The 25,626-nt window shown below is 62.5% G+C and carries 21 protein-coding genes; 6 read left to right on the forward strand and 15 right to left on the reverse strand.

Features of this window, described 5'->3' with window-relative positions; genetic code table 11:
• Window positions 1-42: 42 nt before the first annotated feature.
• The 7 genes from PFEN_RS11175 to PFEN_RS11205 form a co-directional block, all read right to left on the reverse strand.
• Window positions 43-891, reverse strand: coding sequence for a VOC family protein (locus PFEN_RS11175; RefSeq protein WP_191486887.1), 849 nt, complete (start codon window positions 889-891; stop codon window positions 43-45).
• A 16-nt stretch (window positions 892-907) separates the two neighbouring features.
• Complete coding sequence (locus PFEN_RS11180; protein ID WP_191486888.1) at window positions 908-2,557, reverse strand: bifunctional 3-(3-hydroxy-phenyl)propionate/3-hydroxycinnamic acid hydroxylase; 1,650 nt, start codon at window positions 2,555-2,557, stop codon at window positions 908-910.
• Between the two features lie 24 nt (window positions 2,558-2,581).
• Entirely contained in the window at window positions 2,582-3,403 is an 822-nt protein-coding gene (locus tag PFEN_RS11185; RefSeq protein ID WP_191486889.1) for an IclR family transcriptional regulator, read from the reverse strand.
• 3 nt (window positions 3,404-3,406) lie between these two features.
• Complete coding sequence (locus PFEN_RS11190) at window positions 3,407-4,258, reverse strand: fumarylacetoacetate hydrolase family protein (protein WP_191486890.1); 852 nt, start codon at window positions 4,256-4,258, stop codon at window positions 3,407-3,409.
• Window positions 4,259-4,604: 346 nt separating this feature from the next.
• Window positions 4,605-6,056: a carotenoid oxygenase family protein gene (locus PFEN_RS11195; RefSeq protein ID WP_191486891.1), complete on the reverse strand. Its 1,452-nt coding sequence runs from the start codon at window positions 6,054-6,056 to the stop codon at window positions 4,605-4,607.
• A gap of 32 nt (window positions 6,057-6,088) precedes the next feature.
• On the reverse strand, window positions 6,089-7,270 hold the full coding sequence (locus PFEN_RS11200; RefSeq protein WP_191486892.1) for an MFS transporter: 1,182 nt from the start codon (window positions 7,268-7,270) through the stop codon (window positions 6,089-6,091).
• A gap of 53 nt (window positions 7,271-7,323) precedes the next feature.
• Window positions 7,324-8,316 (reverse strand): transporter, encoded by a 993-nt coding sequence (locus tag PFEN_RS11205; RefSeq protein ID WP_191486893.1) that lies wholly within the window; start codon window positions 8,314-8,316, stop codon window positions 7,324-7,326.
• Between the two features lie 392 nt (window positions 8,317-8,708).
• On the opposite strand from PFEN_RS11205, the gene arsA reads away from it, so the two are divergent.
• Window positions 8,709-10,469 carry an arsenical pump-driving ATPase gene (gene arsA, locus PFEN_RS11210; protein ID WP_191486894.1) on the forward strand — a complete coding sequence of 587 codons (1,761 nt, stop codon included), beginning with the start codon at window positions 8,709-8,711 and terminating at the stop codon, window positions 10,467-10,469.
• Between the two features lie 111 nt (window positions 10,470-10,580).
• Window positions 10,581-12,068, forward strand: coding sequence for a DASS family sodium-coupled anion symporter (locus PFEN_RS11215; RefSeq protein WP_191486895.1), 1,488 nt, complete (start codon window positions 10,581-10,583; stop codon window positions 12,066-12,068).
• Between the two features lie 83 nt (window positions 12,069-12,151).
• Here the strand turns inward: PFEN_RS11215 and PFEN_RS11220 are convergent, their stop codons facing one another.
• From PFEN_RS11220 to PFEN_RS11240, 5 genes are all read right to left on the reverse strand, one after another.
• Window positions 12,152-12,985 (reverse strand): ABC transporter ATP-binding protein, encoded by an 834-nt coding sequence (locus PFEN_RS11220; RefSeq protein ID WP_191486896.1) that lies wholly within the window; start codon window positions 12,983-12,985, stop codon window positions 12,152-12,154.
• A complete protein-coding gene (locus PFEN_RS11225; protein WP_191486897.1) occupies window positions 12,973-13,776 on the reverse strand; it encodes an ABC transporter permease in 804 nt (267 codons plus the stop codon). Before PFEN_RS11225 ends, PFEN_RS11220 begins: the two co-directional genes overlap by 13 nt.
• Before the next feature lie 8 nt (window positions 13,777-13,784).
• On the reverse strand, window positions 13,785-14,771 hold the full coding sequence (locus PFEN_RS11230) for an ABC transporter substrate-binding protein (RefSeq protein ID WP_191486898.1): 987 nt from the start codon (window positions 14,769-14,771) through the stop codon (window positions 13,785-13,787).
• Between the two features lie 294 nt (window positions 14,772-15,065).
• Window positions 15,066-16,700: a GMC family oxidoreductase gene (locus tag PFEN_RS11235; RefSeq protein ID WP_191486899.1), complete on the reverse strand. Its 1,635-nt coding sequence runs from the start codon at window positions 16,698-16,700 to the stop codon at window positions 15,066-15,068.
• A gap of 75 nt (window positions 16,701-16,775) precedes the next feature.
• The gene (locus PFEN_RS11240; protein WP_191486900.1) at window positions 16,776-18,266 is read right to left on the reverse strand and encodes an aldehyde dehydrogenase; all 1,491 of its coding nucleotides are present in this window, start codon (window positions 18,264-18,266) and stop codon (window positions 16,776-16,778) included.
• Window positions 18,267-18,614: 348 nt separating this feature from the next.
• Here PFEN_RS11240 and PFEN_RS11245 point away from each other — a divergent pair, with 348 nt between their 5' ends.
• Window positions 18,615-19,529, forward strand: a complete 915-nt coding sequence (locus PFEN_RS11245; protein WP_191486901.1) for a LysR substrate-binding domain-containing protein — start codon at window positions 18,615-18,617, stop codon at window positions 19,527-19,529.
• A gap of 4 nt (window positions 19,530-19,533) precedes the next feature.
• On the opposite strand, the gene argE is transcribed toward PFEN_RS11245, so the two are convergent.
• From argE to PFEN_RS11260, 3 genes are all read right to left on the reverse strand, one after another.
• Window positions 19,534-20,685, reverse strand: coding sequence for an acetylornithine deacetylase (argE, locus tag PFEN_RS11250; protein ID WP_191486902.1), 1,152 nt, complete (start codon window positions 20,683-20,685; stop codon window positions 19,534-19,536).
• The gene (locus tag PFEN_RS11255) at window positions 20,686-21,360 is read right to left on the reverse strand and encodes a DUF1028 domain-containing protein (RefSeq protein ID WP_191486903.1); all 675 of its coding nucleotides are present in this window, start codon (window positions 21,358-21,360) and stop codon (window positions 20,686-20,688) included.
• Between the two features lie 174 nt (window positions 21,361-21,534).
• Window positions 21,535-22,917, reverse strand: coding sequence for an aspartate aminotransferase family protein (locus tag PFEN_RS11260; protein WP_191486904.1), 1,383 nt, complete (start codon window positions 22,915-22,917; stop codon window positions 21,535-21,537).
• Between the two features lie 130 nt (window positions 22,918-23,047).
• Between PFEN_RS11260 and PFEN_RS11265 the strand changes: the two genes are divergently transcribed.
• The 3 genes from PFEN_RS11265 to PFEN_RS11275 all read left to right on the forward strand — a co-directional run bounded on the left by PFEN_RS11265 (window position 23,048) and on the right by PFEN_RS11275 (window position 25,600).
• Window positions 23,048-23,692, forward strand: coding sequence for a TetR/AcrR family transcriptional regulator (locus PFEN_RS11265; protein WP_191486905.1), 645 nt, complete (start codon window positions 23,048-23,050; stop codon window positions 23,690-23,692).
• Between the two features lie 95 nt (window positions 23,693-23,787).
• Window positions 23,788-25,107, forward strand: a complete 1,320-nt coding sequence (locus tag PFEN_RS11270; RefSeq protein ID WP_191486906.1) for a flavin-containing monooxygenase — start codon at window positions 23,788-23,790, stop codon at window positions 25,105-25,107.
• Window positions 25,108-25,162: 55 nt separating this feature from the next.
• Window positions 25,163-25,600, forward strand: coding sequence for a RidA family protein (locus tag PFEN_RS11275; protein ID WP_191486907.1), 438 nt, complete (start codon window positions 25,163-25,165; stop codon window positions 25,598-25,600).
• Window positions 25,601-25,626 lie beyond the last annotated feature (26 nt).

Below are 25,626 nucleotides of genomic sequence, written 5' to 3' on the forward strand. Positions count from 1 at the left end.
GGCCGCGTCGATTAAGGAAGTTGATTCTGCAAAAGCCGCTGTTCAAGTCCTGATCCAGGCACGTCCCCAGGAGTTGAGGGTGTATTCCTCCTGTGGCCAGTTACCGGGTTCGCGGCTGGCATCGGTGACTTCGAGTTCGGCCGAGAACTCCAGGCGGTTGCGATCGGCATCGACCACCATGAAGAACAGGTTGTTGCCCGGCCCATGCCGGCCGGGGCCGAAGAAAATGCTGATACGTTCCTTGGCGAAGCGATCGCCCCAGTCGCGAATATCGTTCCATTCGCTGGTTTCGTAACAGTGGTGATCCCACTCGTTTTTCGAACCGCGGAAGAACGCCAGCGAGTGGTGCTCATCGTCCGAGCGCAGGAAACAGGTGGTGAGCTGGCCGCTCTGCTCATCGACCACGTTGTCCGATACGGTAAAACCCAGCGTATTGACGTAGAAATCGATCATGGCTTCCAGTTCGGTGGTCTGGAATACCACGTGTTGCAGGCGGCCAGGCATGCCTGGTCGATCGGCATCGGGATCGATGGCCGATACGCCAAATATCGTTTGCCGACCCTGGGGATCACGAATCAGCACGGCACCCGGCTCAAGCAAGGGCGAGTCGATGTCTTCGAGCGCACAGTCGTGCTCGATCAGGCGCGCCCGCAGTGTTGCCAGCCGGGCCTGATCACCCAGATCGTAAGCAGCGGCGAGCAGGCCGCTGTGGTCGGCGGGCGACACCAGCATGGCGCGTTTCGGGCCTCTGAGTAGCCAGCTGCCATCGGCCAGTGGCTGGCCATCCATATCCAGCATGCGCCGATAGAAATCGACTTGCCGTTGCGCTTCCTTGCTCGCCAGGTGCAGGTAGCACAAGCGCGCGGGTGTGGAAGTCTGGAGTGTTTGCATAAACACCTCGGTGATCTCAGGGGGTCAATGAAAGACTGGCGTGATGCTCGGTTGCGTGGTTTCTTGCCGAGACGATGCCCAATAGCGCTTGCAGTGATTCGGCCGCTGATGTCTCGCCGGCCTTGTCGAAGATGGCGGCGACATAACGGTCCGGGCGCAGCAGCAGGAACTTGCTGGAATCACCCAGCATGCCTTTGAGCAGGCCAGCACGGTCCTGGAGCACCGTGCAGCCAGGAATCGAAGGCATGCTCTTGACGTGCTCGGGAAGGATCAGGATGCGTTTGGCGTCAAGGTGGCTCCACAAGCCATGCTGGAGTTCATCGAGACGTTGGCGGGTCGGGTCGCCGTACTGAATCAAGGCGAAGCCGGCACCGATGGCTTCGTCGAGCAGGTGTTCGTGGCCATGGCTATCGGTGAGCATCGGTTGAGGAAACATCTGCCCGCAGGACAGTTTTCCGGCTTCACCTTCGGTCAGTACCAGCCCTTTGGTGAATCGAGGTTTGGGCTTGAAGCGCATTTGCAGGAAATAGTCCCGCAACGGTGGCAACAGGCCGACCAGGGCGAATGCCGTGCTTATCAAGCGGGCGCGCAGGACGGTCGCCGGAGCCATGACCATACCGAGATTCAAGGCCAGCTTGATCAAGGCCCAGGCATGATCGCGGCGCTCGCTTTCGTAGGAGCGTAGAGCGCTTTCGGCCATTTTCCCTTTCAGCACGCCGATCAGCTTCCAGCCCAGATTATGGGCATCGCGAACACCGCTGTTCATGCCCTGTCCGGCATAGGGCGGGGTCAGGTGGGCGGCATCACCGGCGAGAAATACGCGGTCTACCCGCCAGCGCTCGGCGACCCGGGCGTGGAAGGTGTAAACAGTCTTGCGCACGATGGAAACCGGGGCATTGCCCCTGAATGGCCGAAGCAACTCCCGCAGCCGGGTTTCGCTGAGCACTTGCTCATCGGTTTCGTCCGGTTTGAGCAGGAACTCGAAGCGGCGAGTGTGGTGCGGGCCGGGGACTTCGACGACGGGACGGCGCGCATCGCAGTACACGCGTGTTTGCCAGAACGGGTCGTCATCCCGATCGGTATCGACCACCAGCCAGCGCGACGAGAAGCTTGAGCCAACCATCTCGATCCCGAGTTGCTTGCGCACCGTGCTACGCCCGCCGTCGCAGGCGACCAGGTAGGCGGCATTGACTTCCAGTATCTGGCCCTCGGCATCGCGAATCAGCGCGCGCACACCCTGGTGATCCTGGCTGAACTCCAGCAGCACATGGTTGAAGCGTGCCGTCAGGCTGGCAAAGCGCTCGAGTCCGGCCTTCAGGGTGCCTTCCAACAGCGGTTGGCGAAATGCGTTGCGCTTTGGGAACCCGTACAACTTGCCGGTGGGCTCGACTTTGCCGAAGCAGCGGCCACCGGGCCGAGTGAAATAATGCACGCCGTAGCCGGGAACCACATCCCGGAGCACGGCCTGATGCAGACCGATGGCCTGCATGGTGCGCAGGGATTCATCATCGATCGAAACCGCACGAGGTTCGGTCACGGTGCCAGGCTTGCGATCGATGATCAGGGTGTCCACGCCCGCCTGGCCAAGCAGGTTGGCCAGGGTCAGCCCCGTGGGGCCGGCGCCGATGATCAGGACGTCTGTGTTGATGCTGTTGAGGGTTGTCATTGTTGTTATTCCCTTGCGGATGGCTCAGTCCAATGGTTTGGGACGGTTGGCGAGCGCTACCATGCGTTGCGACAGCTTCTGCGCCAGGGCAAGGAGTTGTTGTCCCTGTTCTTCTATCCGGGCGCTGTCACGATCTTGAATGGGGCGAACGCAGCTGATACTGCCGACGACCTTGCCATCGCCATCGAATATGGGCGCCGCCAGGCCGTAGACGCCCGGGTCGACCTCGCCGGCGCTGGTGACATAGCCCTGGCGACGCAGTTGCTGCAGCGAACGGCGGAACTGTTCCCAGGTCAGGCCGAGTTTGCTGGCGCGCACCTCATCGGGGTTTTCAAGAAATAGCTGGCTGTGCTGGCGCGAGCTCAGGTTGGCGAGGATGACCTTGGAGGTCGCGCCCAGGAACAGCGGCCTCGGCGAACCCCGCGAATAGCTGACCTCGCTGGTTAATTCGCCGCATTGATGAACGCAGACCACCTGATCCTTGAATAGCCGGCAGATCAGCCAGACCTGTTGCTCGTTCCAGCATGGGAAGCTCGACTCCAGTTCGCGTGCGGCCCGCACCAGAGGGTCGCTTACCCGCAACTGGCGGTCCCAGGTAATGATCCGCGCGCCCAGCGCGTAACGTCCGGCCTCGACCTGGAACAACAAGTTCGCCTCGGCCAGTTCCCGCACATAGCGGTAGATGGTCGAACGGGTAAAGCCCAATGCGCTGCCCATGTCGTCGACAGCCCAGATCGGGCTCTGTTCAGTGAACAGATCGAGTACCCGCAGCATGCGCTCCAGGCTCGAACCCTTGGTGTCGGTATCCTGCTCGGGCAGGGGGGCTGATTCAGGATGACTGTTCATGACTTACTGCTCGTCGACGATGCTGTTGCGCAGGATGCCGATTCGAGAAATTTCGACCTCGACTTCATCGCCTGGCTTCATCCAGACCGGCGGCTCTCGGAAGGCGCCAACGCCACCGGTGGTACCGCTGACAATGACGTCGCCGGGCGCCAGCTCAGTGAAGGTGGAGCAGTATTCGATCAGCCGGCGGACATCGAAAATCATGTCGCTGGTGCTGGTGTGCTGCATCACTTCGCCATTTAGCCGGGTGGTCAGTTCCAGGTCCTGCGGATCGCCGATCTCGTCGCGGGTCACCAGCCAAGGGCCAAAGCCGCCGGTGTTCGGGAAGTTCTTGCCCGGTATGAACTGGAGGGTGTGTTTCTGCCAGTCGCGGACGCTGCCGTCGTTGTAGCAGGCGTAGCCGGCTACATGGTCGAGCGCGTCGGCTTGGCTGACGTGACGCGCGGTTTTGCCGATCACCACCGCCAGCTCACCTTCGAAATCCAGCTTGTGCGAGACCGTGGGCCGCACGATGGGTTGCAGGTGGGCCGTCTGGCTGTCGGCGAAGCGAGTGAAGATCATCGGGTAGATCGGCATTTCGCGACCGGTTTCGCGCACATGGGTGGCGTAGTTGATGCCGATGCACAGCACTTTGCCCGGGTTCGGAATCACCGGCAGCAAGGTCACTTCAGCCAGCGGCAGGCGTGGCAGGTTCGCCAGAACGGCGCTGCTCAGATCGGCCAGGCGATTATTGGCGATGGCTTGTTTGAGATCGCTGCCGAAGGTCTGCTTGAGCGATTCCAGGTCGATCACCTGCTCGCCATCGACGACACCGTAGGTGCTACGGCCTTGAACAATAAAGCTCGCGAGTTTCATTGAGTGCTCCTTGATAGAGGATCAGTGCAGGTGCGGGGCAAAGAGGCTCGGCACTGCTCATGCGACTATGGCGGCGGTCAAGCCGCGGCGGTTGGGGTTCAATCTATGCTCATGGGTAAATCCTGTAAAGTGGGATTTATTAATAAATCTCGCATTATGAAAATAATGCGTTTTCGTGTGCCGCGGACAGCACTCTGCCGACCCTCGGGAACAGGCAATACGAGACTGGGACAGTGGAATGGCCATCCGGTCGGCGTCCGGATGGCCCTGATCGCGTGGCAGATCAGCAGGTTGGATGGCGCATTCTGGCCCGCTCGATCAGCAACTTCGGCGAGCGCTCAGGGCTTCATGCTTTGCTGGGTGCCCAGCAACCGTGCAGCGACATGCGCATCCGGAAGGGCACTTTGATTCGTGCAATGGGGCCACTTTCCATATTGCGCGAATCCAGAACCACAAGTTCACTGCGGCCTTGCGCGATGAGATTGAGCAGGGACACGACGTAGCCATCCGCTTCCTCCGCATCGGGTGAGCGCGGAATGAAAATGGGCTCCTGGAAGCATCCGCTGTCACCGGGAAACCAGGCGTCGGTGGTGCCTGTTTGCAGATTCATATGCGCCAGCAGGTTGAAAAACTGAAACGGCATCGGTCCATTCGCGGGGTTGTAGGGGCGCTCTGGATCAAAGGCGAGCAGGAAGCCGTGTGCGTACTTGCGGCCCAGGTAGCGGTCATCGCACCGCGGAAATTCGCAGCGGTAGTCCGTCAGCGGCCGCGGTTGGATTTCGTCCTGCGAACCGTTCATATCGAAGGTCCAGCGCATCAGGTTCGATGCCAGGGTTTCAGGTGCTGGAACATGACCGTCCGCCTGGGGAAAGAAATAGAAGATGTTCCCGCCGGTGACCGGCATGTCCACGTAGACCTTGTCGTCCTCATCGAACGCATTGAGCGTATGGCCCTGGAAGCCGTTCTTGGGACCCTTGAACCAACGAACGTCTTGCGCGTTTCCACCTCGTGGTACGACGGCGAAAAGCTGAGGCAGGTCGGGTTGCCATTGAAAATGCGGCCCACCGTTTTTCATCCGCTCAACATCAACCGTCAATGGAATCAGCGGGAACACCACGTAGCGCTCAGTGACCGCGAAATCATGAACCATGGCCGCATAAGGCGCCTGGAACCAGATCTCATGCAGCAGTTTTCCGTCCGGGGAGAATTCGAAATAGGCCAGGTCAGGCGTACCGTCGCCTTTGGCTTCATAGCTGAACGCCAGAAGGTTGCCGCTGACCGGGTCGAGCTTGGGGTGGGCGGTGAAGGTCGCCGATTTTATCTGCTCGTCAAAATTCCATTCGCCGAGGGTCTCCAGCGTTTCGAGGTCCATGGCCCAGGGCATGGCATCTTCCTTGAGCGCCAGCAGCACGCCGTTGTGCGGTACCACGGTGGTGTTGGCGGTGGTGTTGTTTTTCGCCGCGAGCGGATCATTGGTGTAGGCGTTCCGATAGACGCCGTTGAGCGAGCGACCTTCGCGACGCTGGGCCATCAACCGATCGGTCTTCACGTAGCGACGGCGCATCGAAACCTTGCCATGGGCAAAGTGGAAGGCACTGACCATTCCGTCGCCATTGAAAAAGATATCGCCGCCCAGCATCGGTGGGTACTGCGGGTCTGGCGCGACCTGATAGAAAGTCCCACGGATCGAGGCGGGAAGGCTGCCTTCGATCTCGAGGTCGAAGACCTCGGCCTCTACGCGGCTGGGGGTATACAGCGCGCCGGAAAATTCGGCGGTTTCAGGGAATGTATGGCTCATCAGGCAATCTCGTTATTGTACAAGGTGGAAGTTCAGGCCGATTGAGGGGACATTGCCGGGTTGGAATGCTTTACGCCTCGACGAAAGCGTGCGACGACCAGGCCGGAGATTAGCAAGGCGACCAGATAGGCGCAGGCCGCCAGCCAGCCGACCGCGCGGAAGTGTCCTTCGCCGACCACCAGTGCGGCACCAAACGGGCCGAGCCCCTGGCCGACAAAGATGGCCGCGTTGCCCAACCCGGCCAGGCGACCGGAAGGGTCCAGTTCGGCCGCCATCGACAGCAGGTAGGGCAGGCTGAAGAACCACACCATATGGATCAGACAGGCCGTGGCGGCAAAAGCCACGGGGCTGTCGCCATAGACCATGACCAAAGTCGCCAGCAAGGCGCTGCCGAAACTCAGGAGTTGCGGAAACAGCAACCCCAGGCGGCGCCCGATCAGCCCGGCAAGCCCGGCTCCAAGGGCGCCGGCAAGGATGCTGCCGCCGAGAATCCCGCCAATCTGCTGTGGTTCCAGGCCAATGCTTTTGCCGATGCGCTCCTGGTACACCCAGAGCGCGGAATGTCCGAAAAACAGCAATGCGAAAAGCATGACCAATAGAAGGGAGGTGAGTCCGAATGGAAGGACCGGGCCGGCCGCCAAGCGATGGGCTTCCGGGTAGCGCTTGGGGACTCTCCAGCAACCCAGTCCCGCGAGGGCGCTGGCGCCGGCCAATAGATAAAACGCGCCATTCACGCCGTATGCTTTCAGGATCATGGGCATGGACGTCACGAGCAACATGCCCCAGAGCAGGTTGCCGATGTTGATGATGGCGAAAGTCATATCCTTGGCGTTGCGCAGCGCCGCCGTGGCATAGACCACAGCCATGACCGCGCCGCCGCTGGCGCCGCAGATCACCCTGCAAAGGAGTAATGCCGTCTCGCTGTGGAGTTGAGTGCTGGCCAGGTTACCCAATACCAGTACCAGCAGCGCGAGCCTGGCCAGCAGGCGCCGATTGACGCTTGCCATCAACAGGGCGCATGCGCCGCAAGCGATGGCCATGGCGATCAGCTCCGCCGCGAAAATGCTACCGATGGCATTCAGCGGTAAACCGAGTTGGTCGATAAAGGCCCCGCCGAGGATAGGCTGGATCTGTAGCGTTCCCAGGGAAATGACCATCATCAGGCAGATAGCGCCCAATGATTTTTTGCTGTCGATGGAGTCGAGCGCATTCATGAAGCATCACCTCGGATAAAGGGCCCGCCCATGCATGAGCGGGCGCACATCGGTCAGAATGTGTGGGCGTATCGAACCTGGACGGCGTAATCCTGTCGCGCGCGGTTCTCGACGCCGGTCTCTTTGTAGGTATTGAGCCAAAAGCCCTGGCCTTCGCTGATTTTCCAGAACATGCCTGGGCCGATGCCCAAGACCTTTTCCCGGGAGTTGCTCAGCCGACTTCCGTTGACCTCGTCATCGGATATTTGCTTGAAGTAATACCCGTTGATGCCGACTGAAACTTTTGGGAACACTTCATAGGAGGCACTGAAGTTGGCCCATGCCGATTGTCCGGCCCGGGTGTCGCGCACGGGTTGTCCTTCGAAGGATTGCGCCGAGCTGCTGGCCGGATCGCTGTTCTTGAAGTTGTACAGGTAGTACAGCCGCCAGCTCACCTCCCAGCGAGGAATTGGCATCCAGGTCGCCGCCCAGTAGGGGTTCAGGGAGACGAAGTGGGAGCCTGGATTCAGGTCTTTATGCTTGTCGTACTTGCCGGTTGGAAGGATGGTATCGAAGGCCAGGCGCTGCACGAAAACAGGTCTGCCCTCGGCATTTACGATCGGATCGAACTGGATCTGTGGCCCTACCGTGATATCACCCAGGCCGGTGCCGTTATCCTGGAGCTTGGCGCCGTTGTCGCCGAAGTTGCCATCCAGGGAGACGATTGGCACCAACAGGTTCCAGCCCAGGTGTGCGCCGCCGCCGATGGAGTCAGGCGAGTAATAGCTCAACTGATTGATCAGCGTGATGACGTTGATCTTCGGATTATCGAAGGCGCTATTATTTTTGCCGGTGCTATCGCGCATGCTGCTGGCGGTGCTGAATTTCAGATAGGTCAGATGTGATAGGCCGGGCGGTCCGGCGAAACCGTCGTAAAAGCTGGTACTGCCCAGATTGATGCTGCTGGGTTCATTCACCGAGGGCGGTGGCGGGCCGCCTGCGGCTTGTGCGGCAAAGGACGCGAAGCTGAGTACCAGGCACGCTGGCAGGAATCTTGTCAGGCTCATTTGAGGGGCTCTATTTTTGGAATTGTGAGCGGGGGTAGCTTCCCCTGGCGATTCGACTTTAATTCCTGAGCGCGTGTGATGCTTGAGCGCAACGGCCAGAGTTGACTGAGCGCGACACGATGCGGGAGGCGTGACAGCCTTGCCTGATCCGAAGTGTGGTCGTGACAACTGGCCTGATGGTGTTGCCGATGATTTTTGACTTATATCAGGCTCCTCTTGATTAGACGGCAGGGGGCGGGCGCCCTGTCATAGCGGCGAGTTGCCGCCGTGCTATGGTCCAACGACCGCAAAGCGCACGCGCCTTGATTGGCCTGTTGGGCGTCCGGGTGAAAATGCTCAAGGGCGCTCGTGTGTGTACGACTTCGGCCTATCGAATCGCTGAGGAATAACTTATGCACTTTCTTGAAAACGCCCCGCGCTTTCTGTTTTTCACCGGTAAAGGCGGAGTCGGCAAAACATCGATTGCTTGCGCCACCGCGTTGCAGCTGGCCGCACGCGGCCAGCATGTACTGCTGGTGAGTACCGACCCGGCCTCCAACGTGGGCCAGGTATTTGGTATCAACATCGGTAACCAGATCACTCCCGTACCGGACGTTGCCCATTTGTCCGCGCTCGAAATCGATCCGCAAGCCGCCGCCCAGGCCTACCGCGACCGCATTGTCGGGCCTGCGCGAGGCGTGTTGGACGCCGATGTGGTCAAAGGCATGGAAGAACAGTTGTCCGGGGCCTGCACCACGGAAATTGCATCTTTTGACGAGTTCACCGGGCTACTGGTGGGCTCCCGGGAGACCGATGAGTTTGACCACATCATCTTTGATACCGCTCCGACCGGGCACACCATTCGCCTGCTCCAGCTTCCCGGGGCCTGGAGTGGTTTCCTCGAAGCGGGTCAAGGCGATGCTTCCTGCCTGGGGCCACTGGCGGGGCTCGACAAACAGCGCGATCAATATCGTAAAGCGGTTGAGGCGCTGGCCGATCCCGCGCGTACTCGACTGGTCTTGGTGGCCAGGGCCCAGGCGACCACGCTGCGCGAGGCCGAACGCACGCGTGAAGAGCTCGCGCGCATCGGTCTGGGCGAGCAATACCTGGTAGTCAACGGCGTATTGCCCGCTACCGAGGCCGAGACCGACCCCTTGGCCGCCGCCGTACATGCCCGGGAGCAGGCCGCACTGGCCCAGATGCCGGATCAGCTCAAGGCCCTGCCCATGGATCAACTGCCGCTGAAAGCCTTCGATCTGGTCGGCGTTGAGGTCCTGAAGCAACTGCTTGGCGAAGAGCCCCAGGCTATTGGAGGGCTGGAGTCTGCGACGGTCGAGCTGCACGCCCCCAGCTTGAGTGATCTGGTCGATGAGATCGCGGCTGACGAGCATGGGTTGGTGATGGTCATGGGCAAGGGCGGGGTCGGTAAAACAACCCTGGCCGCGGCGGTGGCCGTCGAGCTGGCGCACCGGGGATTGCCGGTCCACCTGACCACGTCCGACCCGGCGGCCCACCTGGCGCAGACCCTGGTTGGATCAATGCCCAACCTCACCCTCAGCCGCATTGATCCCCTCGTTGAAACCCAGCGCTATCGCGATCAGGTGATGGCCTCCAAGGGCGCGAGCCTGGATGAGCAGGGAAAAGCGCTGCTGGCCGAGGATCTACGCTCGCCCTGTACTGAAGAAATCGCGGTCTTTCAGGCGTTCTCCCGGATCATTCGGGAGGCGGGTAAAAAGTTCGTGGTCATGGATACGGCGCCCACCGGGCATACCCTTTTGCTCCTCGACGCCACGGGGGCCTACCATCGCGATATTGCCCGGCAATTGGCGGGCAGCAACCGGCATTTCAGTACGCCGATGATGCAACTTCAAGACCCGAAGCGAACCAAGGTCCTGCTGGTCACCCTGGCCGAGACGACCCCAGTGCTGGAAGCCGCCAATCTGCAAGCCGATCTGCGCCGTGCGGGCATTGAGCCCTGGGCCTGGGTGATCAACAACAGCATCGCCGCCGCCAGGACTCAATCACCCCTGCTGCGCAGGCGCGCGCGCAATGAGCTCAAGGAAATCGAGCAGGTGGCCCGCGAGCACGCCCAGCGCTATGCGGTGATTCCCTTGATGGCCGAGGAGCCTATCGGAGTGGAGCGGTTGCTCAGGCTCAGCGAGAGACAGAGCTGAGCCCGGCGCGTTGCCACCTTGACCTGGCTCAAGCGCCTCGCCGGCAATTGATGGCTGAATACGCACACAGTATTCAGTCATGTTTTCGGCATCCTCTAAGGGGAGCAATTGATGAGCGATCCAGGCTCCCAGGCAACACCCGCGGCATCGGTGCAATTTCCGCTAGGACTGATCACGGCATGCATTGCCCTGGTGGTGGTGTTGATCCTGCCGCTACCCGCCGATTTACCCATGGTCGGGCAACGGATGTTGGCCATTCTTGTCTTTGCGGTAACGGTCTGGGTGACCGAAGCGGTGTCTTACGAAGCCAGTGCGATCATGATCACGTCGCTGATGGCGATCCTGGTCGGCACCGCGCCGACGCTGCAGAACCCGGCGCTGACCTATGGCTCATCGGCCGGCATCAGCATGGCGCTCAGCGGTTTCTCCAATCCGGCCCTGGCGTTGGTGGTGGGGGCGCTGTTTATCGCCGCGGCGATGACGCATACCGGCTTGGACCGGCGTATCGCGCTGGTGACGCTGACGAAAGTCGGCGGCAGTACCCGGCGGGTCTTGCTGGGGGCCATGGTGGTCATCGTCTTGCTCAGCCTGGTGGTCCCCAGCGCAACGGCGCGCAGTGCTTGCGTGGTACCGATCATGATGGGGGTGATCGCGGCCTTCGGCGTTGCCAAACGCTCCAATATCGCCGCGGGGCTGATGATCATCGTGGCGCAGGGAACCAGTATCTGGAATGTCGGTATTCAAACGGCCGCCGCGCAGAATCTGTTGACCGTCGGTTTCATGGACAAGATGCTCGGCCAGCGCGTCTCATGGATCGACTGGTTGATCGCCGGCGCGCCCTGGGCTGTCGTCATGTCGGTGGTGTTGATCGTCGTCGTGCTGAAAATGTTGCCCCCCGAAACCGACCAGGTGCCCGGCGGCAAGGCCGCTATCCTGGCCAGCCTGGCTGAGCTTGGGCCCATGAGCGCTGCGCAGAAGCGCCTGGCGCTGGTCTCTGGCCTCCTGCTCCTGGCCTGGGCCACGGAAGGCAAGCTGCATGCGTTCGATACCACCTCGACGACCTATGCCGGGCTGGTCCTGTTGCTGCTGCCGCGTTTCGGGGTCATGACCTGGAAGGACGTTCAAGCGCGTATCCCGTGGGGTACCGTGATTGTCTTCGGCGTTGGTATCAGTCTGGGCACCGCGCTGTTGACCACCCAGGCCGGGCAGTGGCTGGGCGCCCAGGTCGTCGGGCACACCGGGTTGGACAAAATCGGCACGCTGGGGGTATTCGCTGTTCTCAGCGCCTTCCTGATCCTGATCCACCTGGGTTTTGCCAGTGCCACCGCGCTGACCTCGGCGTTGCTGCCGATCCTGATGGCTGTCTTGCAAAACCTGCCGGGAGATTTCAGTCGGCTGGGCATGACCATGCTCCTGGGATTCGTCGTCAGCTTCGGCTTCATACTGCCCATCAACGCGCCACAGAATATGGTGTGCCTGGGCACGGAGACCTTCAATCCGAAACAATTCGCACGGGTCGGCGTGGTGATTACGCTGATCGGTTATGTCTTGCTGTTGGTGTTTGCCAGTACCTACTGGGCGTGGCTGGGGTGGATGTGAGCGGCGTCGCGGATTCGGCCCAATCGGCAACGATTGGGCTTTCTCATACTCGCGGGAAGCTCCCTGCTTGACCCCAATACGGCCTAGTGTTCTTCCGGCCCTTCGTGAAGCAGATGGAAGATTTCCCGCTTCATCCGGATAAACGTCGGCTCCATGACCATGTCCAGGTTTCTCGGTCGGCCGATGGGCACGTCCAGCACCTGCTTGATCCGCCCCGGCCGGGCGCCCATGACGAAGATGCGGTCACCCAGCAGGATGGCTTCGTCGATATCGTGGGTGACGAACAGCACGGTCTTCTTGCTGTGTTCCCAGACCTTCAGCAGCAGTTGCTGCATCTGCAGGCGCGTCTGGCTGTCCAGCGCGCCGAAGGGCTCGTCCATCAGCAGGATCTGCGGGTCGTTGGCCAGCGCGCGAGCGATCGCGACCCGTTGCATCATTCCCCCCGACAGTTGTTTGGAGTAGTTATCGGCAAACTTCAGCAAGCCGACTTCATTGAGGTAGTAATCGACGGTCTCGCGGCGTTCGGCGGCGGCTATGCCACGGCGCTTGAGGCCGAACTCGATGTTCTTGCGCACCGTCAGCCAGGGAAACAGGGTGTAGCTCTGGAAGACCATGCCCCGGTCGGCCCCGGGGCCGTCGACCAACTGGCCGCCGACATAGATGTCGCCCGCGCTGGGTTCGGCCAGCCCGGCCGTCAGGTAGAGCAGGCTGGACTTGCCGCAGCCCGAAGGGCCGACCAGCACCGCGAACTGCTGGTCGGGGACCTCGAACGACACCTGTTCCAGGGCGGTGAAGGTCCCGCCCGAAGGCGTCTTGTAGCGTAGGCTGACGTTGTCCACGCGCAGGCGCGCGGCAGCGTCGGGGGCGATATTCGTCGGCATGACGAGCCGCGGGGATGTTGCCGTTACTGAGCCCATGCGGCCACCTTCAAGCGAAGCAGTCTGAACAGTTGATCGGTTACCAGCCCCAACAGGCCGATCACAGCGATCGCCAGGAAAATCACGTCGACCTGAAAGCCGCGCATGGCCTTGAGGCTGAGGTAGCCCAGGCCGCTGGAGGCAGCCACCAGTTCGGCCACCACCAGATAGGTCCAGGCCCAGCCCATGGTCACGCGCAAGGTGTCCAGCACCCCGGGCAGCGAGGCCGGGGCAATCACGTGCAGCACCGCATCCGCGCGGTTGGAGCCCAGGGTATAGGACGCATTGACCAGGTCCTTGGAGATGCCCTTGGACACGTCGGCAATCATCACCAGTTGCTGGAAAAACACCCCGAAGATAATGATCGATACCCGTTGTTCCAGGCCGATGCCGATCCACAGGATGAACAGCGGCACGAACGAGGTGACCGGCAGGTAGCGGATGAAGTTGACCAGCGGCTCCAGGAATGCCTGCACCACCCGGAAGCTGCCCATCAGCAAGCCGATGGGCACCGCCACCAGCGAAGAGATCACAAAACCGACCATGACCACTTCGACGCTGGCCCAGACATGCGGCCCCAGGGTCCCGTCCCGGCTCAGGCGCAGCGCCGCGTCCAGCACGGCGCCGGGGGTGGGCAGGAACATCGCCGGCACCACGCCGCCATAGGACAGCAACGCCCACAGCCCGATCAGCAGGACCCAGGCCAGTCCGCTGGCGCTCCAGATCACCTGGATCGGCAAACTGGTCTTGGGCGTGAGGCAGCGGTTCAGCCACGAATTACGCTTGGACATACCGCCTCCTATTTCGGGGTGATGAAGCGATTGTCGATCAGGTCGCCATAGCTGACGTTGTAAGGCTTGCCTTGCAACTCGCTGGCGGTTTCGTTGGCCAGCTTGAGCACGCCTTCGGCGGCGCCCTTGCTGCCGTTGCTGCCCAGCAACGCTTCGCTCATGGCCTGGTCATAGAAGCGCACGCCCTTGGCCGCCGAGGCCAGTTCCGCCGGGTCCGCCAGGTAGCCGCCGACGCCCTTGGCCATGATCGCGTAGGCTTCCTTCGGGTGCTCCCGGGTGTATTGCACGGCCTTGTACAAGCCGGCGACCAGGGCTTTGACATCCTCCGGTTGCTTGTCGACGACATCGCAGCTCAAGGCCACGACATCGACGATCACCCCCGGGGTGCTGCTGCTGTCGACCAGCACTTTGCCGGTCTGCTTTTCGCGCACGCTGGACAGGTGCGGTTCCCAGGTCACGGCGGCCGGTACGCGGCCGGCGATAAAGGCGGTGGCCGCGTCGTCGGCGGTCATGTTCTGGATGGTCAGGTCGCTCATCTTCATGCCGGCGTTCTTCAGCAGGTAGTTGAGCCAGAATTGCGAGACGGAGCCTTCGTTGACCGCCACGGCCTTGCCTTTGAGCTCCTGCAGGCTGTTGACGTCCTTGCCCACCAGCACACCATCGCCACCATGGCTTTCATCCAGCGCGGCGACAGCCTTGAAGCAGAACTGCGGGCGGTACTTGAGGATCTCATCCAGGGTCGATGCCGAGCCGGACAGCTTGCCCGAGGCCTGCGCCGCCATGTACATGGAGGCTTCCTCGATGGTCGGGAGTTCGACGCTCAGGCCCTTTTCCTTGAAGTAGCCAAGGTCCTGGGCCAGGTACAGGGTGCCGTAGCCGACCCAGGTGGTATGACCGATCGACAGGGTACCGGCCTGGGCGCCACCGGCAACACCGGCGGTGAGAGCGGTAAGGGCCAGCGGACGTATGCAGCGCGAGACGAAAGACTTGATCATTGTGCACTCCCGGAATGATGGTTTTTTAGTTCGTATATTTCGGGGCAGTGGGGCAAGACGCCAAAAACTGAACAACCTGGGTCTCTGACGGACCTTGTGCCTCTGTTGGGGCGAGGTTGATGTTGGCTGATGTGGAGAGCCAGGAAAATTAGTAAATATGTCGTCGCTAAAGAGGAAAAAACTGGCTTGGAGCGGTGTGGGATAAATCCGCCCGCGGGACTTTCCCGCTGGCGGTCAAGCCGAAAACGCCGCCACCTGGTTCGGGGTGGCAGCGTTTTTTGTGGGGAGCGCCAATCAACTGGTCAGGAGCTCGCCGGAACGAGCGCCAGTGGCGGCCAGGGGCGGGCGTAGCAGTATCAGGTCGGCGGCTTTCTCGCCAATCATGATGCACGGCGCGTTGGTGTTGCCGCTGATCAAGGTCGGCATGATCGAGGCGTCGACCACCCGCAGCCCCTGCAAGCCATGGACCTTCAAGTCCGGTCCGACCACGCTCATGGTATCGACGCCCATCTTGCAGGTGCCCACGGGGTGGAACACCGTCGCCGCGTAGTCACGCACGTAGGCCAGCAGTTGCTCGTCGCTCTGTACCGCCTTGCCGGGCAGTATCTCTTCGCCGCGAATACTGTCGAACTGCGGGGCGGCGAGGATGCGCCGGGCCAGCTTCAATCCCTCGATCAACACCTTGGCGTCGGCCGGGTCGGAGAGGAAGTTGAAGTCGATGATCAGTTTGCCGTCACGGTCCAGGTGCAGCGCGCCGATGCTTTTGGGGCGCAGCACGCAGGTGTGCAGCGCATAGCCGTGGCCCCATTCGAACAGCCGGCCGCGATGGCTGCGATAACCGGGCACGAAGTGCAACTGCACGTCCGGCAGCGCATCCGCCAGTGGCGTTCGGGCAAAGCCGCCGGCCTCGACATAGTTGGTGGTCAGCCAGCCTTTCCTGGCCAGCAGGTAGCGCAGCGGCGCGGCAAGCAGACTGGGCAGGGCGCCCAGGGAAAAGCCCAGCGTCAATGGACACTTGGAGCGCACGGTGATCAGCCCGTCGAGATGGTCCTGCAGGTTCTTGCCGACGCCGGGCAGGTCGTGCTCGACCGCGATCCCGGCGGCTTGCAGCTCCCGCGCCGGGCCGATGCCGGAGGCCAGCAGCAGCTGTGGGCTGCCCAGCGCGCCAGCGCAGAGGATGACTTCACGGCGGGCACGCAGGGTCTGCTGGCTGCCTTCCACCTCGACCCTGACGCCTGTGGCCGTATGCTGTTCGAGGACCAGCGAATGCACGGTGCAGTCGGTGATCACGGTCAGGTTCGGGCGTTCAAGCACCGGCGCGACAAAGGCCCGGTAGCTGGACAGGCGGCGGGCAGCCTTTTGTGTCAGGTTATAGATACCGCAGCCTTCGAGCCGTTCGCCGTTGAAATCGTCGTTGCGGCGCAGGCCCAGGCGTTCGGCGGCGTGCACGAACAGTTGCGACACCGGGTTGGGGTCGCGCGCGGCCTCGACGTTCAGTTCACCCGCCGTGCCATGCAGGCGCGGGTCCTGGCCGAGGCGGTTGTTCTCGGACTTCTTGAAGTACGGCAGTACGCTTTGCCAGTCCCAGCCAGGGCAGCCGGCTTGCGCCCAGCGATCATAGTCGCTGGCGTGGCCGCGAATATAGATCATGCTGTTCATCGAACTGGAACCGCCGAGGGCCTTGCCACGTGGGGTGTGCAGCGTGCGCCCGGCCAGGTTCTGTTGCGGCGCGCTGAGGAAGTTCCAGCTGTACTTTTTGCTCTTGTACAGCGTGATGGTGCCCGCCGGCGTCTGGATCCGCTGGCTGTTGTCGTGGCCGCCGGCTTCGATCAGGCACACGTTGATCGATGGATCGGCACTCAGGCGGTTCGCCAGTACGCAGCCCGATGAGCCGGCACCGACGATCACATAGTCGAAGTCGGTCTTCATATGCTTCTCCCTGCCAGGTTGGTGGATTGCGGCGGGTCGCGACGCCGGCCCGCGCGGTGATGGGCTATCCGAGGTTCAGCGCAGCTGAAACCAGGTGGTCTTCAGTTGGGTGTATTTGTCGAACGAATGCAGCGACAGGTCGCGGCCAAAGCCGGACTGCTTGCCGCCGCCAAAGGGCACGCTGACGTCCAGTGCATCCACGGTATTGACCGACACGGTGCCGGCATTCAAGCGCGCCGCCACCCGGTGGGCACGGTTGAGGTCGTCGCTCCAGACCGAGGCGGCCAGGGCATAGATATGCTCGTTGGCCATCTGTACGGCATGCTCTTCATCGTCGAAGGCGCTGATCGCCAGTACCGGGCCGAACACTTCCTCGCGGGACAGGCGCATATCGGCGCTGACCTGGGTGAACAGCGTGGGCTGGATGAAGTTGTTCGAGCCGTTGATCGTCACCCGCTCGCCACCGGCCACCCGGCGCGCGCCGCCGGCGTCGGCCTGACCGATGTACTCCATCACCCGTGCCGCGTGCCGGGCATCGACCATGGCGCCCATCCGGCTGGCCGGGTCGAGCGGGTCTCCAGGTTGCCAGTGACGGGCTTTTTCCCGCAGGCGTTCGACGAACTCATCGTGAATGCCGCGCTCGACCAGCAGCCGTGAGTTCGCCGAGCAGACTTCACCCTGGTTGAAGAAGATCCCGAAGGCGGCCTTTTCCGCCGCCAGGTCCAGGTCCTGGCAATCGGCGAACACCAGGTTCGGGCTTTTGCCGCCACATTCCAGCCAGACCTGCTTGAGGTTGGATTGCGCCGCGTACTGCATGAAGTACTTGCCGACCTGGGTTGAGCCGGTGAAGGCCAGTGCGTCGATATCCGGGTGCAGGCCCAGGGCGCGCCCGGCCTGTTCGCCGAGACCGGTGACCACATTGAACACGCCTGGCGGCACGCCCGCTTCCAGCGCCAGTTCGGCCAGGCGCAGGGCCGAGAACGGCGATTGCTCGGCGGGCTTGAGGATCACGCTGTTACCCGCGGCGAGGGCTGGCGCGAGTTTCCAGGCGGCCATGTCCAGCGGGAAATTCCACGGTACCACGGCGGCGATCACGCCCAGCGGCACCCGGGTGATGGTCGCCAGGGTACCCGGGCCGGTGGGGGCCACCTGGTCGTAGAGCTTGTCGAGGCTTTCGGCGTACCAGGCAAATACGTGGGCCGCGCCGGGGACATCGATGCTGTAGGCATCCATCACCGGTTTGCCCATGCTCAACGAGTCGAGCAACGCCAATTCCGCGCGATGGGCCAGAATCAGTTCGCTCAGCCGCAGCAATACCGCCTTGCGCTCCCTGGGCGGCATCCGCGCCCACGGCCCGCGTTCGAAGCTCTGGCGGGCTGCGCGCACCGCCACGTCGATATCGACCTCCGAGCAGGCGCTGACATGGGCGAGCAAGGCGTTGGTGGCCGGATTGATCACGGCGAACGTGGCGCCGTCGCGTGCCGTGTGGGCCGCCCCGTCAATCCAGGCGACATCGATCAGGCGTTGCTCGCGGGCCAGCTGTTGCCACGTGCTCAAGTCAGTCACCGCACCCTCCAAAATAGCCGATGATGGGCTATGTTCACGATCAGTCGGAGCGATAGTGGCGCAAGTGCGCGGTGCACGAAATTATTAAAAATGTCTTCGCTATCGATAAAAAAACTCGCCAGCCATGCACCGTGATGGCGCACGCCTGGACAGGTTTTTTAACGTCAGACCCCAGGAAATTACTGGTTTCTCGCGCCTCGCGAACATCGCAGAATCGGCGGGATGCCCAAGTCGTCGGGGCCGCGCGCGCGATAGGTTTTCTCGCGCTGGCGTATAAGCTTGCGACGATCCGGCCCGATTCTTGATGGGCGATGTCGATGCATTTGCTTTGCCACTTCCGAGGTAGCCATGGCCGCTTACAACTTGCGACAACTCAAGTATTTCGTCACCACGGTCGAGTGCGGCAGCGTCGCCGAAGCCTCACGCAAGCTCTATATCGCCCAGCCCTCGGTTTCGACCGCGATCAAGCATCTGGAAGAAAGCTTTGCCGTGCAGTTGTTCATTCGCCATCACGCCCAGGGCGTGTCATTGACCCCCAGTGGCGCGCGCTTCTACCGCAAGGCCCAGGAGTTGCTGCGGGTGGCCCACGAGTTCGAACAGAACGCCCTGGCGGACAACGATGTGGTCGCCGGGCAGATCGATATCGGCTGTTTCGAAACCGTCGCGCCGCTCTATCTGCCGCGCCTGATCGCCGGCTTTCGCGACCGCTGGCCGGGGGTGGAGATCCGGATTCGCGACGGCGAGCAGCAGGAGCTGGTGCAGGCGTTGACTTCGGGCAGCATCGATCTGGCGATTCTTTATGAACATGACCTGGACAGCACCATCGATACCGTGCCGCTGATGGCGCCGCAGCAACCCTATGCGCTGTTGCCCGAAGGGCACCGTTTCGCCCATCAGGCCAAGGTGTCGTTGCACGATCTGGTGCTCGAGCCGATGGTGCTGCTGGATGTGCAACCCAGCCGGACCTACTTTGTGAGCATCTTCGAGGAACTGGGCCTGACCCCGCATATCCTGTTCAGCTCGCCGTCCATTGAAATGGTCCGTGGCATGGTTGGGCGGGGGTTCGGCTTTTCGATCCTGGTGACCCGGCCGCATTCGGACTACACCTACGATGGGCAGAAGGTGGTGCGCGTGCCGTTGGCCGAACAGGTCACCGGCTCCGGGCTGTCCGCCGCCTGGTTGCGCCGCTCGCAGTTGACCAAACCGGCGCAGTTGTTTGTCGATCATTGCCGCGAGGTGCTGGCGCCCAAGCTGGGCGCCTGAAGGGTCAGGCCCGTAGCGCCTGGATCAGGCGTTCGAGCATCGCCTCGCAGCCCTGGAGCTGTTCGAGGCTGACAAACTCATCGGGCTTGTGGCCCTGGTCCATGCTGCCGGGACCGCAGACCACGGTGGGAATGCCGATGGCATCGAACAGCCCGCCTTCGGTACCGAAGGCCACCGTGCCGAACGCGCTTGATCCGCAGAACTCGGCGATCAAGCGTGCCGCCTGGCTCCGCGGGTCGGTGGCCAGCCCCGGATAGGCCGACAGTTCGGAAAAACGGATGCTGCTGCCTGCGTCGACGGCGCGCATGCGCGGCAGCACCTGCTGTTCGGCGTACTGCTCCAGTTGCTCGGCGACCTTGCGCGGATCCTGGTTGGGGAGGGCGCGCACTTCGAAATCGAAGCGGCAATCGGCGGGGACGATATTCAGCGCCTTGCCACCGCTGATCACACCCGTTTGCACCGTGGTGAAAGGCGGCTCGAAGCGCGGATCGTGAAACGCCCGGGCGCGCAGTTGCGCGCCGATGCGGCCCAGTTCGCCGATCAGCTCGGCGGCATATTCAATCGCGTTGACACCCTGCGGCGCGTAGGCCGAGTGACAGGCCGCGCCGTGGACCTCGCAACGCATGGCCAGCTTGCCCTTGTGTCCCAGCACCGGCTTGAGTTCGGTCGGTTCGCCGATGATGCACAACAATGGCTTGTGTGGCCGCTGCGCCAGTTCGGCGAGCAGCGAGCGGACGCCCAGGCAACCGACCTCTTCGTCATAGGACAGGGCAATGTGCACCGGCATGCGCAACGGCGCGGCCAGCAGTTGCGGCACGGCCGCCAGCACACAGGCGATATAGCCTTTCATGTCGGCGCTGCCACGGCCATAGAGCTTGCCGTCCTTTTCGCTCAGCTCGAACGGCGCGACCGTCCAGGGCTGGGTGTCCACCGGCACCACGTCGGTATGCCCGGACAGCACGATGCCCGGCCGGTCGGTCGGGCCGAGGGTGGCGAACAGATTGGCCTTGCTGCGTTCGTCGTTGAAGATCAGTTCGCAAGGCACCTGCAGGCGTGCCAGATAGTCACGCACGAACTCGATCAAGCGCAGGTTGGAGGCGCGGCTGGTGGTGTCGAAGGCGATCAACGCGGCCAGTAAGTCGCGGCTGCTGGTCATTCATTCATCCCCGGGGACGCCGTAGCTCGGGGCCTTGGTCGGGTCCAGGGCGCGGACGATGTAGTCCTGCATCTGCGGGCGGTAATCGCTCCACAGCCGTGCCAGTTGGCCGATCGGATCGGTGTCCGCCCAGTCGACCCGCAGGTCGATGATCGGCCAGATCAATTCACCGACCACGACCATCGCCGCCGAATGCACCGGACCGGCTTCGCCCCCGGCCGCTTGCGCGGCTTGCATGGCGGCGATCAGGCGGTCGGCAAGTTGCCCGCCGCTGGTTTCGAAGGTTCGCACCAGGGTCTCGATCACCGCCCGGTTCGCCAGCAGGTTGCCAGCGGCCACGCACTGCTCGCCGGACAGCGCCTGGTGGCAGCCGAGGGTTTCGCTGCCACTGAAGTGCGCGCTGTTGCCCAGATGATCGATGGCCGCCAGTTGCCGGAATTGACTGTAGCCGTTGCTGGTCAGTGCCTTGTCCAGGGCTTGCGCCGGCGACAGCCCGAGCTCCAGCTGATCGAGCACCTGCGGGCCGAGGGCGGGGAGGGTGATGTTCTGCGTGGCGACCGCGCCCACGCTGGGGCGCAGCCACGGGCAACGGGCCCCCACGGCAATGCTGGAGGAACTGATGGCAATGCCCAATTGACCTGTTTCGGCACAACGGCCGACGATTGAAAACGTCATGGTGTGTGGATCCTGTTTCCGTCCGGGCTGGCCATCCGCGCCCGGACAGCCGGGTTCAGGGCTGCCCGGGCGCGGATTGGGTAGGACTGCATTCTGTCCATCCGTTGCAGCAGGCGAAACGAGGATTTTTATCGCGCGGGGTTAAGTAAAAGCTTGTCAGCGGGCCGCCAGGATTTATAGGCGTCCATACTCGCGCGCGGTGCGATCGACCGCGATGCGGGTCTTGTCCACCAGCTCATCCAGCTCCGCTCGCGTGGCGATCAGCGCCGGCGCCATGATCATGCGGCCCAGGGTCGAGCGGATGATCAGGCCCTCTTCGAAACCGATGGTGCGGCAGCGCCAGGCGATCTCGTTCTCGTTGGCAAAGCGCTTGCGGCTGGCCTTGTCTTCGGCGAACTGCAGCGCGGCGACCAGGCCGAGACCCTGGATTTCCCCCACCAGCGGATGCTGGCCGAACACCTCCCGCAAGCAGTTTTGCAGATACGGCCCGGTGTCGGTGCGCACCTGTTGCACCACGCCTTCGTCGCGCAGGGCCTTCAGGTTGGCGATGGCCACGGCCGCCGCCACGGGGTGACCGGAGTAGGTCAGGCCATGGGCGAACACGCCGCCTTTTTCCACCAGCGCTTCGGCCATGCGGCGCGACAGGATCAGGCCACCCATGGGGATGTAGCCCGAGGTCAGGCCCTTGGCAATCGACAGCGTGTCGGGTTCGAAGCCGAACGCCTGGTGGGCGAACCATTCGCCGGTCCGGCCAAAGCCGCCGATGACTTCATCGGCGCACAGCAGCACATCGTATTGGCGGCAGATACGCTGGATTTCCGGCCAGTAGCTGGCGGGCGGGATGATCATGCCACCGGCGCCCTGGAACGGCTCGGCGACAAAGGCGGCAACCTTGTCGGCACCCAGTTCGAGGATTTTCTCTTCCAATTGACGGGCCGCGCGCAAACCGAACGCTTCCGGGCTCAGGTCACCTTCGTGGGCGTACCAGTACGGCTCGTCGATGTGCGCCACATCCGGGATGGTACCGCCCATTTCGTGCATGAATTTCATCCCGCCCAGGGCGGTCGCCGCCAGGGTCGAGCCGTGGTAGCCGTTCCAGCGGCCGATCAGGACTTTCTTCTGCGGCTGGCCCATGACCTGCCAGTACTTGCGCACCGTGCGGATCAGCACCTCATTGGCCTCGGAACCGGAGTTGGTATAGATGGCGTGGCTGTAGTGCGCCGGCAGCAAGCTGAACAGCAGTTCGGACAGTTCGATCACCGCCGGGTGGGTGGTGTGGAAGAACATATTGTAATAAGGCAGTTGCTCGAGCTGCGCCTGGGCGGCTGCCGCCAGGTCCTTGCGGCCATAACCGAGCTGGGTGCACCACAGGCCCGACATGCCGTCCAGGTAGCGCTTGCCGTCGTTGTCCCAGAGCGTCAGGCGCTCGCCGCCGACCATCACCCGCGGGCCTTCGGCATTGAGCGCTTTCTGGTCGACGAACGCATGGATGTGGTGGGCGGCGTCAGCCGCCTGGTAGTCGCGAGTGCTGCGGTTGGGCTCGAGTTCGACGGACATGACGGATCTCCAGGGGTGGGGTGACGGGATAATATTTGGCATCTAAAAATATTTTTGTAAAGAAAATATTTGTTGTCGAAAATAAATATCCGTAGGCTTGGACCTCTCGTCAAATCACAGCAAGGCCAACATGAGCGGACTCAGGGAGCGGCAAAAGGAACAGCGCCGGCAGGTGATCGCCGACGCCGCGCTGGAGCTGTTCAAGAGCCATGGTTTCGCCGCCACCAGCCTGGAGCAGATCGCCAACCGGGCCGGGGTCTCGGCGCCGACGGTGGTGAATTATTTCGGTGGCAAGCAGGAGATCCTGCTGGCGTTGCTCAGGGCGCCCGATGAGCAGGCCATGCGCGAGGCACGCGCGCATCTGGATGCCAACAGCGATCCGCTGGAGGCCTTGTGCGAGCTGGAAGGGTTGATGACCCACTATCAGTTGCAGGCGATGCCGGCCTCTCTCTGGCGAGAGCTGGCGCCGGCGCTGTTTACCGGCGAACTGTCGCAGGCCTTGCAGCCCTGGAATGATGCGGTGATTGACGCCGCCAAAGCGCTGCTCCTGCACTTTCGGCGCCTGGGCAAGGTGCGCGACAGCGTGGATATCGAGGTGGCCGCGACCTTGTTCAACCAGTATGCCAACCTGGCCTTTATCCGCCTGGCCACCGAGCCGACCCCCGACCGCGAGGCGCATGCCCGGCATATGCGCAGTGTCCTCGGGTTGATCTGTCACGGGCTACTGGCCGACCGGGAGACGGCGGCCCCGACCGAAGGTTTGTCCAAGGCCTAGTTTTTTCCTGCCTTGCGACGACAAAAATCATAATTTCGCTATTCCCGCTATCTGCACAGAATGCCTGAACACCCGTCTTCGAGAAGGACACAGGCATGACTGCTGGAATAACTGAAATCGATACGCTCGTTGTGGGCGCAGGCCAAGCCGGCGTGGCCATGAGCGAGCATTTGAGCAAACTCGGCGTGCCGCACCTGGTGCTCGAGCGCAATCGCATCGCCGAGGCCTGGCGCAGTGGACGCTGGGATTCGCTGGTGGCCAATGGGCCGGCCTGGCACGATCGTTTTCCCGGCCTGGAGTTCGATGACCTCGACCCTGATGATTTCGCGCCCAAGGAACGGGTGGCGGCCTATTTCGAAGCCTATGCCCGGAAGTTCAACGCACCTATCCGCACCGGCGTCGAAGTCCGGCAGATCACGCGCAATAGCGGCCAGCCGGGTTTCTGCGTGGACACCTCGGCGGGCCTGATCCAGGCCAATCGGGTTGTGGTTGCCACCGGTGCCTTCCAGCATCCGGTGATCCCGGCGATCGCCCCGAAGGACCCGGGCCTCAACCAGATTCACTCCGCGCACTACCGCAATCCCGAGCAATTGCCCGCGGGCGCGGTGCTGGTGGTGGGCGCCGGTTCTTCCGGGACGCAGATCGCCGATGAGCTGCAGCGCAGCGGGCGCACGGTGTACCTCTCGGTGGGTCAGCACGACCGTCCGCCGCGGGCCTATCGCCAGCGTGATTTCTGCTGGTGGCTGGGGGTACTCGGCGAATGGGACGCCGCCGCCATGAAGCCGGGCCGCGAGCACGTGACCATTGCCGTCAGTGGCGCCGATGGCGGACGCACGGTCGACTTCCGGGAGCTGGCCCAACGCGGCCTGCAGCTGGTGGGTCTGACTGAATCGTTCGATCACGGCGTGGTCAGCTTCCGGGCGGATCTGGCCGACAACCTGGCGCGTGGCGACGAAAATTACCTGGCGCTGCTCGAGGCCGCTGACGCCTATATCGAGCGCAATGGCCTCGACCTGCCGCCGGACCCGCAGGCGCGTCGCACCTTCCCGGACCCCGAATGCGTGACCCGGCCGATTCTCCAGCTCGACCTGGCCGCGGCGGGCATCACCACGATCATCTGGGCCACCGGCTTCGCCACCGATTACAGCTGGATGAAGGTCGACGCCTTCGACGCCAATGGCAAGCCACGGCACCAGCGCGGCATTTCCACCGAGTCGGGCATCTACTTTCTTGGCCTGCCATGGCAGTCACGTCGGGGCTCCTCGTTTATCTGGGGCGTTTGGCACGATGCCAAATACCTCGCCGACCAGATTGCCATTCAGCGCCAGTACCTCACCTATCGCGATGCCTCGCAACGCCAGGCGGACGCGGTCGGCCTCGGTCTGGCCGCGCCCAAGTCCGCCGTCGGCGCCTGATAGTCGAGAGCCACGCCCAGGTGCGTGGCGCCGTATTTCTTTTGAGGAGTTGTCAATGTCCAAGCCAACCCATACGCGCATTCGCATGTTCAACACCAAGGATACCTACCCGAACCAGGCGCTGGACAACGATCTGTGCCAGGCCGTGCGAGCGGGTAACACGGTCTATGTGCGCGGCCAGATCGGCACCGATTTCGACGGCAACCTGGTCGGCCTCGGCGACCCCGGGGCACAGGCCGAGCAGGCGATGAAAAACGTCAAGCAATTGCTGGAGGAGGCCGGCTCGGACCTCTCCCATATCGTCAAGACCACCACCTACATCATCGATCCGCGCTACCGCGAGCCGGTGTACCAGGAAGTCGGCAAGTGGCTCAAGGGGGTGTTCCCGATTTCCACCGGCCTGGTGATCTCCGGTCTTGGCCAGCCGCAATGGCTGATGGAAATCGATGTGATTGCGGTGATCCCCGACGATTGGCCGGCCACCCAGGGGTAAACCGGCATTGGCCAGGTCGAGCATGG

This window comes from Pseudomonas sp. FEN, assembly GCF_904067045.1.
Classification (GTDB): Bacteria; Pseudomonadota; Gammaproteobacteria; order Pseudomonadales; family Pseudomonadaceae; genus Aquipseudomonas.